General features: G+C 70.4%; 13 protein-coding genes. 4 read left to right on the forward strand and 9 right to left on the reverse strand.

Annotation, left to right across the window (positions count from 1 at the left end; translation table 11 throughout):
• Positions 1–313: 313 nt before the first annotated feature.
• Positions 314–1,891, forward strand: coding sequence for a GMC oxidoreductase (locus E1285_RS37200; RefSeq protein WP_132159293.1), 1,578 nt, complete (start codon positions 314–316; stop codon positions 1,889–1,891).
• 24 nt (positions 1,892–1,915) lie between these two features.
• Here E1285_RS37200 and E1285_RS37205 read toward each other — a convergent pair whose 3' ends face one another.
• The 7 genes from E1285_RS37205 to E1285_RS37235 all read right to left on the reverse strand — a co-directional run bounded on the left by E1285_RS37205 (position 1,916) and on the right by E1285_RS37235 (position 8,279).
• Positions 1,916–2,350, reverse strand: coding sequence for a hypothetical protein (locus E1285_RS37205; protein WP_132159294.1), 435 nt, complete (start codon positions 2,348–2,350; stop codon positions 1,916–1,918).
• 73 nt (positions 2,351–2,423) lie between these two features.
• Entirely contained in the window at positions 2,424–3,740 is a 1,317-nt protein-coding gene (locus E1285_RS37210) for an amidohydrolase family protein (RefSeq protein ID WP_132159295.1), read from the reverse strand.
• Between the two features lie 105 nt (positions 3,741–3,845).
• The gene (locus E1285_RS37215; protein ID WP_132159296.1) at positions 3,846–4,379 is read right to left on the reverse strand and encodes a hypothetical protein; all 534 of its coding nucleotides are present in this window, start codon (positions 4,377–4,379) and stop codon (positions 3,846–3,848) included.
• 61 nt (positions 4,380–4,440) lie between these two features.
• Positions 4,441–5,601 carry a fumarylacetoacetase gene (gene fahA, locus E1285_RS37220; protein ID WP_132159297.1) on the reverse strand — a complete coding sequence of 387 codons (1,161 nt, stop codon included), beginning with the start codon at positions 5,599–5,601 and terminating at the stop codon, positions 4,441–4,443.
• Positions 5,598–6,437 carry a hypothetical protein gene (locus E1285_RS37225; protein ID WP_132159298.1) on the reverse strand — a complete coding sequence of 280 codons (840 nt, stop codon included), beginning with the start codon at positions 6,435–6,437 and terminating at the stop codon, positions 5,598–5,600. Before E1285_RS37225 ends, fahA begins: the two co-directional genes overlap by 4 nt.
• On the reverse strand, positions 6,434–7,642 hold the full coding sequence (locus E1285_RS37230; protein ID WP_132159299.1) for a cupin domain-containing protein: 1,209 nt from the start codon (positions 7,640–7,642) through the stop codon (positions 6,434–6,436). The genes E1285_RS37225 and E1285_RS37230 overlap by 4 nt, the downstream gene beginning before the upstream one ends.
• A 103-nt stretch (positions 7,643–7,745) precedes the next feature.
• Entirely contained in the window at positions 7,746–8,279 is a 534-nt protein-coding gene (locus E1285_RS37235) for a MarR family transcriptional regulator (RefSeq protein ID WP_132159300.1), read from the reverse strand.
• Positions 8,280–8,411: 132 nt separating this feature from the next.
• Between E1285_RS37235 and E1285_RS37240 the strand changes: the two genes are divergently transcribed.
• Complete coding sequence (locus E1285_RS37240; RefSeq protein WP_132159301.1) at positions 8,412–10,145, forward strand: pyruvate dehydrogenase; 1,734 nt, start codon at positions 8,412–8,414, stop codon at positions 10,143–10,145.
• Between the two features lie 9 nt (positions 10,146–10,154).
• On the opposite strand, the gene E1285_RS37245 is transcribed toward E1285_RS37240, so the two are convergent.
• A complete protein-coding gene (locus E1285_RS37245) occupies positions 10,155–10,838 on the reverse strand; it encodes a TetR/AcrR family transcriptional regulator (protein WP_132159302.1) in 684 nt (227 codons plus the stop codon).
• Positions 10,839–10,901: 63 nt separating this feature from the next.
• Between E1285_RS37245 and E1285_RS37250 the strand changes: the two genes are divergently transcribed.
• On the forward strand, positions 10,902–12,080 hold the full coding sequence (locus tag E1285_RS37250; protein WP_132159303.1) for a hypothetical protein: 1,179 nt from the start codon (positions 10,902–10,904) through the stop codon (positions 12,078–12,080).
• Between the two features lie 28 nt (positions 12,081–12,108).
• On the opposite strand, the gene E1285_RS37255 is transcribed toward E1285_RS37250, so the two are convergent.
• The gene (locus E1285_RS37255; RefSeq protein WP_132159304.1) at positions 12,109–12,693 is read right to left on the reverse strand and encodes a TetR/AcrR family transcriptional regulator; all 585 of its coding nucleotides are present in this window, start codon (positions 12,691–12,693) and stop codon (positions 12,109–12,111) included.
• A gap of 232 nt (positions 12,694–12,925) precedes the next feature.
• On the opposite strand from E1285_RS37255, the gene E1285_RS37260 reads away from it, so the two are divergent.
• The coding region (locus E1285_RS37260) for an AMP-binding protein (RefSeq protein ID WP_165966921.1) at positions 12,926–13,438 on the forward strand (513 nt) is incomplete at its 3' end.

The following is a 13,438-nucleotide window of genomic DNA, read 5'->3' on the forward strand; positions in this document are numbered from 1 at the left end:
CCAGTCGGCCTGACGTCAGTCGGCCTGACGTCCCAGCACTGCCCGTTCCCGGTCGGCGAGCGCCCGATATTGCTAGCCGATCGGCTAGCAATCAGGTAGCCGATCGGCTAGACGATGCGGGGCCCGCTCGGTTACGCTGCTCGCGTTCTCCCGTCGGCGATCATCGGCGATCGTCCGCCCCGCGCCTCAGCGCAGAGACGCCCGGGTACTCGGCTCCCCCGACCCGGCCGTGCTCAGAACGCGCCGGAAGACCACCCCCTTGTTCGCCTTCGGACGCCTCCGCTTCCCACCCCCCTGCCCGAATGGAGGGCACATGTCCACGCTCAGCCGCCGCACCCTGCTCGCCGGTGCCGCCGCCACCGGACTTGCCGCCGCCGGCGCACCGTCCGCCCATGCCGCGCCGCGTCGGCGGGTCCCGATGACGCGGGAGGGGCACCGCGTCGTCATCATCGGCTCCGGCTTCGGCGGGGGCGTGACCGCGCTGCGGTTCGCGCAGGCCGGGGTGCCGTGCCTGGTCCTGGAACGCGGTGTCCGGTGGCGGACCGGGCCGGACGCCGAGACGTTCCCGCACGCCATGTCGCCGGACAACCGGATGTTCTGGCTGGGCTCCACCCCGACGATCTTCGGGATCCCGGCGAGCCCGTTCCCGCCGTACACAGGACTCCTCGAACAGGTCCCCGGCGACGGCATGGACATGATCGTCGCCGCGGGAGTGGGCGGGGGGTCGCTCGTCTACCAGGGCATGACGCTCCAGCCGACCGAGGACCTGTTCAACGCCACCATGCCCGAACAGCTCGACTACGCCCGGATGGACCGCGTGCACTACCGGCGCGTCGAGCGCATGCTGCGCCTGGAGACCGCGCCGGACGAGCTGGTCGGCAGCCCGACCTACAAGGCGTCCCGCGTCTTCGCCCGCAACGTGGAACGCGCCGGGTACCCCCTGTCGAAGATCCCGATGCCGATCGACTGGGACTTCGCGCTGCGCGAGCTGAAGGGCGAGATGAAGCCGTCCTACACCAACGGCGACTGCGCGCTGGGGGTGAACAACGGCGGGAAGCACTCGGTCGACGTCACCTATGTCGCCGCCGCGCAGGCGACCGGCCGGGTGACGGTCGCGACGCGGCACAACGTCACCGACGTGGCCATGGCCCGGGACGGCCGCTGGCAGGTCTTCGTCGACCGCATCGGCGCCGACGGGACCGTCCTCGAAAAGAAGATCATCACTACGAAGGCCCTGGTCATGGCGGCCGGTACCGCGAACACCACCAAGCTGCTGATGCGCGCCTCCGGCAAGGACCAGATCCCGGACATGCCGGACGGCCTCGGCGCCGGCTGGGGTTCCAACGGTGACCGCATCTACAGCTGGACGAACTTCGCGGACGACTTCGGCATGCCCCAGGGCGGGCCGGTCGTCTACGGCAGCAGGGAATGGGACGATCCCGCGCTCGCCAACACCGTCATCCAGGCGTCCCTGCCGCCGCTGCCCAACATCCGCTCCACGATGATCGTCGGCTACGGCGTCAGCTCCGGCCGGGGCCGCTTCGTCTACGACTCCGCCAAGGACGACGCGGTCCTCCGGTGGCCCCGCGACGCCGACGCGGCGCTGGCGGGGCGCATCCACGAACGGGTCCAGAAGATCGCGGGCCCGTCGTCCATGCTCATCGACACGACCGCGGCCTATCCCTCCACCTGGCACCCCCTGGGAGGCGCCTCGATGGGGACGGTGTGCGACCTCGCCGGCCGCGTCAAGGGGCATCGCGGCCTCTACGTGCTGGACGGTGCGCTGATGCCCGGCACCACCGCGGCCTGCAATCCCTCGATGACGATCGCCGCGGTCGCCGAACGCGCGACCGACGACCTCATCGCCAACGATGTGGACGTGGTCTTCTGACCTGCGCCTTCAGGCCGCAGTTCGTCACGCGGGCGTGATCTCGATGTCCGTGGGAACCGGTTCGGGGGAAGGTGACCCCGGGGAGGGGTATTCCGGCGTTCGGGTTTCCGTGGAGCGCGGCTGCGGGGTTCGGGTTTCCGGGTTTCCGAGCCCGGGAGACTCGAGAACGGGCAGCTGCTCCTCGATATCCATCATGGTCCCGAGCATGCTGGCGTAGAGGACCAGAACGGTGGCGCCTCCGCCCAGGGTTATCCGGGTGGCCTTGACCACGAAGTCGATGAGTTCCCTCGGGCCTGAGGGCGGCCGCCCGCCGATCTTCTCGTACAGCTTCCGCAGGTCAAGGCAGGCGAGGACGACCATGCCCAGCGCAAGGCCGTAGAGCAGGGGGCGTAATCCGGCTTCGAGGTCCAGGCCGGCATCGGGGTAGATCACGCCGATCAGCAGGAACAGCGGGAGCAAGGTGGGCTCTCTCTCGTCCGACGGCATCCCGCTGGTTCGATGCGGCCGGACGGCACTGAGTTCGCATTCGAGTTCAGGGCAGTGTGTTCTTGTAGATGCGGCCGTCCTTGATGATGACCTTCAGGTTCGTGGCGGGGTCGGCCAGGATGTTCAGGTCCTGGGTAGGGTCGCCGCCGACCAGGAGCAGGTCGGCCCAAGCGCCTTCGGCGATGACGCCCAGGTGGGCGACATGCGGCTTGTCGCCGTACCTGGCCAGGTCGACGGCGGTCGGGTGCTGGTACGGGTCGCGCGCCCCGGACTTGCGGAACAGCTCGGCGTTCCCGGACGTGGCGATCTTCAGGCCCGCGACCGGGCCGCCCGCCAGCCCGGCCAGCCGGGTGACCATGTCGCTCTGCCTGGCGCTCTTCGGCGGGTCCAGCAGCAGATCAGTGCCGAACGCGACGTTCACACCATGGTCGAGGGCCCAGCCGAAGACGCGCTCCACCCCGTCGCACACCTGCCGGTTCTTGGCGGCCGCCGCCGGGCTGGGGAAGTCGTGGTCGCTCTCGACGAACGGCTGGATGCACAGCCAGGCGCCGTGGTCGGCCATGAACTTGACGTCGTCCTCGCCGGCCAGATGCCCGTGCTCGATCACCTGCACGCCCGCCTCGATGGCGCGGCGGATACCGGCGCCGGTGTAGACGTGCACCGCCACATAGGTGCCCCAGTCGGCCGCGGCCTGCACACCGGCGTGCAGTTCGTCCGGGGTGTACTGCAGGACGTCCAGGTGGTCGTAGGCCGAGGCGACGCCGCCGCCGGCCATCATCTTGATCTGGGTGGCGCCCTTCTTCAGCTGCTCGCGCGCGGCGGCGAGTACCTGGGCGCGGCCGTCGGCGATCCGCATGAGCCCCAGTTGCTCGGCGCGGGTCGAGGCTCCGCCCAGGGCGGTCGGGACGTCGTAGACCATGCCGAAGTCGCCGTGCCCGGCGGTCTGCGACAGCCCCGCCTGGCTGGGGTAGACGCGCGGGCCGGGCAGGGCGCCCGCGTCGATCATCCGTTTGAGGTCGCCGGTGTCGCCGGCCATGTCGCGGACGGTGGTGAATCCGCGCATCAGCATCGCCTCGGCCTCGGCCGCGCCCTTCAGGAACGGCAGGCCGGTACCGCCGAGCATCAGTTCCGCCTGGGTGGCGCCCGCCAGGACGATGTGGGTGTGCGCGTCGCTGAGGCCGGGGATCAGCGTCAGCCCGCCCCCGTCGATGACCGTGGCGTCCCGGGCGGCGGGCGGCTCCCCGGCGGCCACTTCCTTGATCTTGGAGTCCTCGGTCACCACGTGCCCGGCGCGGAGGCGATCATCGATCCCATCGAAGATCCGCACGTTGTGGATCACGATCTTCCGGGGCTGTTCGGTCACGGTCGTCCACTGCCCGATCGGCGGGCATCATGCGGAGGATGGCCAGGGCTTTGAGAAGATTTGCCGGTTGTGGGCCGTGTGTCCGCCGCTTTGAGCGGGCGGAGGTCAGCAGGGGCCTTCGGTGACGGACGTGCTGACCGAGTGGCTCCACGGTTCGCCGTCGCCGCTGAGGCTCAGCTGGTTGTCGACCTCGACGGTGAGGCAGACGGGGTTCTCGCCGTCGCTGTTCGTCAACTCGTACTTGCCGCCGCCGGCCGAGCGGATCTCGACGTTGCCGCCGCCCTCCTCGTTCACGGCGTCGTAGACGCCGGACGATGCGCGGTACGACGAGCCGATCCCGGATTCCGAGCCCTGGCCCACCTTGGACTCCGCCGCGTACGCGACGGCCTTGACCTGCGCGGTGGAGTACGTACTGGCGCCGTCGACGGACATGAGGATGCCGGCGATGATGATCATCAGGGTGGCGCCGACGAACATCCCGATCCGGTTCATCGCGAGCGCGGCGTCGGACGGTTCGTTGGCCTCCGGGTTCCGGTACTGCCAGGAGGCGGTCTTCCAGTAGAGCTTCCGCTGGTCCAGGCATCCGACGATGGCCATTCCGGCCGCCAGGACGAAGCAGAGGACGATCGCAGCGGTCACGGGCAGCCTTCCTTACACCGGTGGGGTCACCATGATCAGACGCGGCATGAGGGGGGTTTGTTCAGCGAGCGGGGAGGACGCGGCCCTGGACCTCTCCGAAGCCGATGCGGGTGCCCGATGGGCCCGGGGCGGTGGCGGAGATGGTCACCTCGTCGCCGTCCTCCAGGAACGTGCGGGGTTCGCCGTTGACCGTGACGGGGTCCTTGCCGCCCCACGTGAGTTCGATGAAGGCGCCGCGCTGGTCCTTCTCCGGGCCCGAGACCGTCCCGGACGCGAACAGGTCGCCGGTCCGGGACGAGGCGCCGTTCACCGTCATGTGGGCGAGCATCTGGGCCGGTGACCAGTACATCTCCCGGTACGGCGGACGGGAGACGACCTGCCCGTTCCACGCGATCTCCAGGGAGAGGTCGAGACCCCACAGGTCCTTCTCGCGCAGGTAGGGGAGGGGCTCGGGATCCTGCGGCGGGGTGGCGACGCGGGCGGCGTCCAAGGCGAGGAGGGGGACGACCCAAGGCGAGATGGACGTCGCGAAGCTCTTCCCGAGGAACGGGCCCAGCGGCACGTACTCCCATGCCTGGATGTCGCGCGCCGACCAGTCGTTGACGAGGACGACGCCGAAGACCCGCTCGCCGAAATCGTCCAAGCCGACCGGGGTGCCGAGCGGCGACGGGGTGCCGACGACGAAGCCGACCTCCGCCTCGATGTCCAGGCGGTGCGATTCGCCGAACGTGGGGGCATCCTCGCCCTTGCGCTGGCCGGTGGGCCGGACGATGTCCGTTCCGGACGGCACGACCGTCCCCGCGCGGCCGTGGTAGCCGACGGGAAGGTGCTTCCAGTTCGGCATGAGCGGCTCGGAGTCAGGGCGGAAGAGGCGGCCGAGGTTGGACGCGTGGTGCTCGGACGCGTAGAAGTCGACGTAGTCGGCCACCTCGAACGGCATGTGCATCGTGACCGTGCCGACGGGGTGGACGGCCGCGTCGGGAACGTCCCCCGAGACGAGATCGAGGATCTGGTCTCGGACCTCGACCCAGCGCGCATGACCCTGCGCCATGAAGGGGTTCAGGGACGGTGCGGCGAAGACGTCGTCCACGAAGGTGAGGTCGACGACGGTGTCGGCCACGCGGACGCCCACGCGAGGGGGTGCCCCGGGGGTGGAGAACACGCCGTAGGGGAGGTTGGCGAGCCCGAAAAGAGAGTGCTCGGGGATCACGATGCGGGTCAACGGGAGGTCTCCTGGAGCGCGGACGCGAGCAGGCCGAGGTCCGCGAGTTCGGTCAGGGGGTCGGTGATGCTGCACGTTCCGAACGACAGGAAGTGGGCGCGGGCGGCGATCGTCCGGGCCTCGCTGAGCCGCGCGACGCGGGACGCGATGGACCGGGCGTCGCGGTCGCCGAGGATGGTGGCGAGATCGGGCAGCGGGCGGCCGTCCAGGGCGGCGTCGGTCGCGAGCAGCAGGTTGAGGAATCCGTGCTGGTGGAAGCCGGTCTCCCGGTCGGTGTTGCGGACCGGATGGTGCAGCCCCGCGGTCGCCTTGAACGGGACGCCCGCCTCCACCACGGCCTTGATCGCGGCGGCCAGCTCGTCCGGGCTCGGGTGGAGGTTGGCCTTCACGCCGCCGGTGCGGAACTTCGCGCGGTGGCCGCGCGCGGCGATCGCGGCGATCACCGAGGGGCGGCGGTCGTCCCGCGGCACCTCGACGTAGAGCGGTACGCCGACCGGGCCGAGGACGCGGAAGAACTCGTCCGGCTGCATCCCGGAGGGGACGGCGACCTCCAGTCCGCGCAGGTCGACGGGCAGGTCGGCGGCGGTCACGAGAGCCTTGGCCGCCTCGCAGGGGCCGCCCGGCGCCGTCACGGACAGGTCGAGGGGGTCGTCGTCGCCGAGCAGCCGGTACAGGTCGTTCAGCGCGGTGGCCGGCAGGACGAGCGGGCCGACCAGTTCGGCGTAGGGGGCGGACCGGTGGCGGCGGTGGGCGGGGACGGCGTCGGTGAGCGGTGCGAGGCCGGGCGGGAACACGGCGGCGTCGTCGCAGAGCCTGCGGGCGAATGCGGGGATCATGGCAGCCCCCTTGCCCACGTCCAGGCGTAGCCGGGGTCTTCGCAGGCCAGGCCGCCTTCGCCGAGTTCCAGGGGGTGGAAGGTGTCGACCATGACGGCCAGTTCGTCGAAGAACTCGACGCCGATGCTGCGCTCGTAGGCGCCGGGCTGCGGGCCGTGCGCGAAGCCGCCCGGATGGACCGAGACCGAGCCCTGCCCGATTCCGGAGCCCTTGCGCGCCTCGTAGTCGCCGCCGCAGTAGAACATGATCTCGTCGGAGTCGACGTTGGAGTGGTAGTAGGGCACCGGGATCGACAGCGGGTGGTAGTCGACCTTGCGGGGGACGAAGTTGCACACGACGAAGTTGCGGCCTTCGAACACCTGGTGGGCGGGCGGCGGCTGGTGGACGCGGCCGGTGATCGGCTCGTAGTCGTGGACGCTGAAGGTGTACGGGTACAGGCAGCCGTCCCAGCCGGCGACGTCGAACGGGTGCCGGGCGTAGGTCATGCGGGTTCCGGTGATGCCCCGCGAGCCGCGGTGCTTGACCAGAACTTCGACGTCGGTGCCGTCGGCCAGGAGGGTCTCGTCCGGGCCGTGCAGGTCGCGTTCGCAGTAGGGGGAGTTCTCCAGGAACTGGCCGTAGCGCGACAGGTACCGCTTGGGCGGCGCGATGTGGCCCATCCCCTCGATCGCGTATGCGCGCAGCGGCTGGTCGCCGGTGGGCAGCCAGCGGTGGGTGGTGGACGTCGGGATGATGACGTAGTCGCCCTGCTTGGCCGACAGCGTCCCGAAGACCGTCTCGACCGTGGCCGTACCGGACTCGATGTAGACGACCTCGTCGCCGGTCGCGTTGCGGTACAGCGGTGAGTCCGCGGTAGAGACCACATACGACAGGCGGACGTCGTTGTTGCCGAGGATGAGACGCCGTCCGGTGACGACATCTGTCTCGGCCCAGGTCTCCTTGGGGAACAGCTCGTGCAGCTTGAGGTGGCGTGGCTTGAGCGGGTGGTTGGGGGTCGTGGAGGCGTCCGGGACGTCCCACGCCTGCGAGTCAACGATCGCGGACGGGATCTCCCGGTGATACAGCAGGGACGAGTCGGACGAGAACCCCTCCTCGCCCATCAGCTCCTCGAAGTAGAGCCGCTCCTCGCCGCCGTCCCCGCCCCTGTGGCGGTGCTGGGTGTGGCGTTTCGGCGGCACGTGGCCGACCCGGCGGTAGTGGGCCATGCTCCCTCGCCCTCGCCTCCGATGATTCACGCATTAACTACTTTGTGCCGACACTACGACTCTTCTTCCGCACAGGGAAGGGCCTAACCCGCCTGACCCCGCGCTAGCTGCGTTCTCGCACGTCGAACTGGTTCCGGCCGGCGATGAGCTTGTCCAGCAGCATGATCAGCATGTGCTGCTCGGTCTCGGACAGCACGCCCGCCCACTGCCGCTCGCGCTCGTTCTGCCCGGTGAAGATCTCCAGCATGGCCAGGCGGCCCCGCTCGGTCAGCGACAGGATCACCGACCGGCCGTCCCGCTCCCCGGGGGCGCGGGTCATCATCCCGTCCGCGATCAGCGTCTTCGCCAGGTTGGACACCGCGGCCCTGCTCATCCCGGCGAGCGTGGCGGCCCGTCCCGGCTCCAGCGGTCCGGCCAGCCAGGTCACGAACAGCAGCCGGAAGCCCGCCCACGAGTGCCCGCGCGGCCGGTGCACCGTGGACTCCAGGTCATAGGTGACGATCATCGACGCCCGGTTGAGGGTCAGCAGCAGCCGGGTCGCGAGCGGGTGCGGGAACCCGAACTCCTCCGAGAGCCGGCGGCCCGCGAGATCGACGAACGACCAGAAGTCCGGCTCGTCTCCGTCCGCCACGGCCATACCGGCCCCCCTCGTTTGATTCACGAATTAACTATTTAACCCGGCTGAGACGCGGGTGTCAGGGGTAGATCACCGGGAATCTCCCCCATGCGGGGATCATGCGGGATCAGCGAAGCGTGCTCGGGAGGGCCGATGGCGACCGTCGCCGACCAGTTCATCGAAGTGCTGCGGCAGGCCGGCGTACGGCGCGTCTACGGGGTGGTGGGCGACAGCCTCAACCCGATCGTGGACGCGATCCGGCGGACGGACGGCATCGACTGGGTGCACGTCCGCAACGAGGAGGCAGGCGCGTTCGCCGCGGCCGCCGAGGCGCAGGCCACGGGACGCCTCGCCGTGTGCGCGGGAAGCTGCGGCCCCGGCAACACCCACCTCATCCAGGGCCTGTACGACGCGCACCGGTCGGGGGCGCCGGTGCTGGCACTGGCCTCGCAGATCCCGAGCGCGCAGATCGGCAGCGGCTACTTCCAGGAGACCCACCCCGAGCGGCTCTTCGCCGAATGCAGCCACTTCTGCGAGGCGATCAGCACCCCGGAGCAGATGCCGCGCATCCTGCGGACCGCGATCCAGCAGGCGATCGGGCTCGGCGGCGTCGCGGTGCTGACCATGCCCGGCGACGTCGCGGGCAAGGACACCACGGCGCCGACCGGCGAGCACGACTTCCTCGTCCGCAAGGGGGTCGTCCGCCCGCCGGCCGACCAGGTGGAGCAGCTCGCCGGGGCGCTCAACCGGGCGCGGAAGGTGATGCTGTTCTGCGGGGGCGGCGTCAGGGACGCCCACTCCGAGGTGATGCAGCTCGCGCACAAACTGCTGTCGCCGATCGGTCACGCGCTGCGCGGCAAGGAGTGGATCCAGTACGACAATTCCTTCGACGTCGGGATGAGCGGGCTGCTCGGCTACGGCGCCTGCTACGAGGCGACCCAGGAGGCCGACCTCGTCGTCCTCCTGGGCACCGACTTCCCATACGACCAGTTCCTGCCAGGCAAGAACACCGTCCAGGTGGACGACGACCCAGCCAAACTCGGCCGCCGCACACCGCTCGACCTGGCCGTACACGGCGATGTGGGGGAGACCCTCCGGCTCGTCCTGGACAAGGTCCAGCAGAAGCACGATCAGTCCTACCTGGACGACATGCTGCATCGCCACGCGCGCGCTCTGGAGAACGTCGTCTCCGCCTACACGCGAGACATCGAGAAGCACACCCCGATCCACCCCGAGTACGTCGCGGACGTCCTGGACGACGTCGCCGCCGACGACGCGATATTCACCGTGGACACCGGCATGTGCAACGTCTGGGTCGCCCGCTACATCACGCCCAACGGCCGCCGCCGCGTGCTGGGCTCGTTCGTCCACGGCTCCATGGCGAATGCGCTGCCGCACGCGATCGGCGCCCAGTTCGGCGCTCCCGGACGGCAGGTCATCTCCGTCTCCGGCGACGGCGGGCTCAGCATGCTGCTCGGCGAACTCCTCACGGTCAAGCTCCACCGCGTTCCCGTGAAGATCATCGTGTTCAACAACGCGTCCCTCGGCATGGTCCGCCTCGAAATGATGGTGGACGGCTTCCCCGCCTACGAGACCGACCACGAGGCCGTCGACTACGCCGCGATCGCCGCCTGCATGGGGATCGAGTCGTCCCGCGTGGAACGTCCGTCCGACGTCCGCGCTGCGATTCGAACCGCCCTCGGCACCCCGGGCCCGTACCTCCTGGACGTCGCCACCGACCCGAACGCCCTGTCCCTCCCGCCGCGCATCACCGCGCAGCAGGTGAAGGGCTTCGCGCTCTCCGCGGGCAAGACCGTCCTGACCGGCGGCGTCGGCAAGATGCTCGACCTCGCCCGCAGCAACCTCCGCAACATCCCCCGCCCCTGACCACCCCCGTCACCGCCGCGTGAGCCGGGCCTCGATCCCGTCGAGCACGATGGACAGGCCGAGCGTGAACCCGGCGTCGAAGTCCGCCTCACCGGCACGGAAGTGCTTGGCCAGCGCCGGGTAGTCGCCGTCGCGACCGCGGAGCAGCTCCTCTGCCCGGTCTCGCAGCGCCGCCTCGGCGGCCGGGTCGCGGAAGCGCGATCGCCACGCGAGTTCCTCGGCCACGAAGCCGTGCACGTAGCCGCTGGCCGCGCTCACGGCCGCGGTGAGCTCCGGCCCTTCCAGTCCGGCGCGGTCGAGCGCGGCGAAGATCCGCTCGGAGCGGGCGAGTGAGCCGGGGCCGAGGAGTGGCCGGGTTCCGACCAGGGCGGGAATCCACGGGTGGCGGAGCATGACCTGCCGGCTGCTCGCCAATTGACGGGTCAGCACGTCCCGCCATGGCGCCTCCGGGTCGGCCACGCTCTCGACTTCCGCGATGGCCGTGTCGAGAGCCAGGTCGAGCAGGTCCTCCTTGGCGGCGACGTACTCGTACAGCGACATCGTCCCGGCGCCGAGCCGGGCGGCGAGACGGCGCATCGAGAAACCGTCCACGCCTTCGGCGTCGAGCAGCGCGACCGCCGCTTCGACGATCCGCTCCCGGGTTAGCCGCGGCCCGCGCGGACGCCTCTCGTCCCGGAACCAGACACTGTCCACCCGTGCAGTGTACGGAAAACCGTACGGCTAGCTTGGCCGGAATCCCCGAACGAAGGAGGAAGCATGGGCGAGGAGTGGCTCCGTTCGTACGCGAGGCTGGCGCTGCGGGTCGACCGTCTGGCGGGCGGGCCGAACACGAGCGGCCTGACCCTCGTCTACCGCGGGCCGGACGAATGGCGCGAGGAGGTGGAACGGGAAGAGCCCGTGTCACCCGGCCGCCTCGTCGAGGACGCCGACCGGCTGCTGGACGATCCGCCGTTCGAACCCGCACGCGCCGCGTACCTGGCCGGGCAGGTCCGGGCGTTGCGCGCGGTGGCGCACCGGTCGGGCGGCGCGGGTCCGCCGCTGCCCGAGTACGTCCGGGAGTGCCTGGGGATCGAACCGGACTGGGTGCCCGAGTCGGTGTTCGAGGCCGCTCACGAGGAGCTGGACGCGGCGCTGCCCCCGGTGCCCGGGTCTCTCGCCGAGCGCATGGCCGCGTGGCGCGCGGCCCACCGGCTGGAGCCGATCGACCGCCTTCCAGAGCTGGTCGGCCTCGCGGTGGCCGAGACGCGTGCCCGTACCTCCCGGATCGTGCCGCTGCCGGAGCGCGAGGTCGTCGGCTGCCGCCTGGTGTCCGGCGTGCCGTTCCACGCGGCGGGAGCCCACGAGGGCGGCCTGACCTCGACGATCCATGTCAACCGGGAACTGCCGTTCAACCTCGCGGACCTTCTTTACGTCGTCGCGCACGAGGGCCACCCCGGGCACATCGCGGAGTCGTTGCTCAAGGAGATCCATCTGGCCGACCGGCCGGAGCAGCGGGTGCGGTTCCTGCTATCGCCGCAGGGGGTGATCAGCGAGGGGCTCGGGCTGGCCGCCGAAGAGCTGGTCTTCCCGGGGGACGAGGCGCGGGAGTGGCTGGCCCGCCACGTGCTGGACGGTGACCGGAACGTGGGCGACCTCGCCACGATTCACCGGGCCATGAACGTGATGTGGGGCGTCTGGCCGAACGCCACGCTGATGGCCGCCGAGGGCCGCCCGGAGAAGGAGATCGTCGGCTACCTGTCGCGCTGGACGCTGTACGGCGAGGAGGAGTCGGCCGCCGCCATACCACTGATCGCCGTGCCGGGCGGCAATCCGTACCTGTTCGCCTACTACCACGGCTGGCGGCTTGTGCGCGGTTGGCTGGACGCTCCCGATCGCCGGGAACGGGCGCGGCGTCTGCTCACCGAGCAGCTGCTGCCCGCCGATCTCGCCGCCTGAAGTCCGGGTCGCGTCGCGGTGCCGGGGGTCAGGTGAAGGGGGTCGCCATTTCGGTCAGGGTCTCTTCGGCGATCTCGGAGAGTGGGCGGAGGGATTTTTCGTCTATCCAGGTCAGTGCGGTGATGCGGAGGGCGCTCATGAAGGCGCCGGCCATGACGCGGGGACGGATGCTGCCCGGCGGCAGGGCGTCGCGGGCGGCGATCAGGCCGGCGAGGGCGCCCTCGTACCCGGCGTAGCCGGCGAGTTGCCGGGCCAGGACGGACGGGTGCCTGCGGGCGAGGCGGATCTGGGCGGCCCACCGCGGGTCGCCGGCCTGCACGAAAAGGATGTCGAACGAGGCGCGCAGCGCGGCCCAGGAGGGTTCGGTGGGCGGACGTGACTCGAAGGTCCTCAGCAGGGCGGTCATCCGCTGCTCGTCGCCGTAGAGGAGGGCGTCCTCCTTGCCGCCGAAGTAGTTGGAGAACGTGCGGCGGGAGACGCCCGCGGCGTCGGCGATGGCCTCGACCGTGACCTCGTCCAGGCCGCGCTCGAAGGTGAGGCGCATCGCGGATTCGTGCAGCGCGCGGCGCGTCGCCTCCTTCTTGCGCTCGCGCAATCCGCCGCTCGGCTCCATGGTTCGCACAGCCTACCCACGTTCAAATGGTGCGCATTGGGAAAACCTGTTAGGCGGGAACAACGGTCGCCGGGTGCCACGGACGATGGGAACGTTCCAGTCGCGAGGGGTGGTCAGTTGTCACGCTTCTGATAACGGAACGGCCGAATAGCTGGGTCAACGAAGAAGAGCGCGAAAGCGGTTATCCGTACGGTCGGAACCCATACCTCGCACCTAGGGCCGGAGGCGGCAGATGAGCGGACGATCGTCGGAGTTCGGGCGCCGCATGGCGCTGGTCGCACGGGCGGGCCGCATGTTCGTCCGCACCGGGATGGGGACCCCCGGACCGCCGCTGAAGGTCGCCCGCCAGCTCAACGCGCTGCGCCGCTGGGGCACGCTGCTCGGCGGGACGGTCGTGTCCACCGCGGCCCGCGACCCCGACGCCGTCGCGATCATCGACGACGAGGGCGAGCTGACCTACGGCGAGGTCGACGCCCGCACCGACCGGCTGGCCGCCGCCCTCGGGCGGGCCGGTACCGCGCCCCGCGTCGCCGTGCTCTGCCGGAACCACCGGGGCATGGTCGAGGCGCTCGTCGCGGCCAGCAAGCGCGGCTCCGACACCCTCCTGCTGAACACGGGGATGAGCACCGAGCAGCTCGCGGCCGCGGTGCGGGAGCAGGAGGTCGAGATCGTCATCGCCGACGCCGAGTTCGCCGGCTTCCTCGCGGCGGTGCCGAAGACCGTCCGCGCTGTCTCTTATACCCTA

This window comes from Actinomadura sp. 7K507, assembly GCF_004348425.1.
Classification (GTDB): domain Bacteria; phylum Actinomycetota; class Actinomycetes; order Streptosporangiales; family Streptosporangiaceae; genus Spirillospora.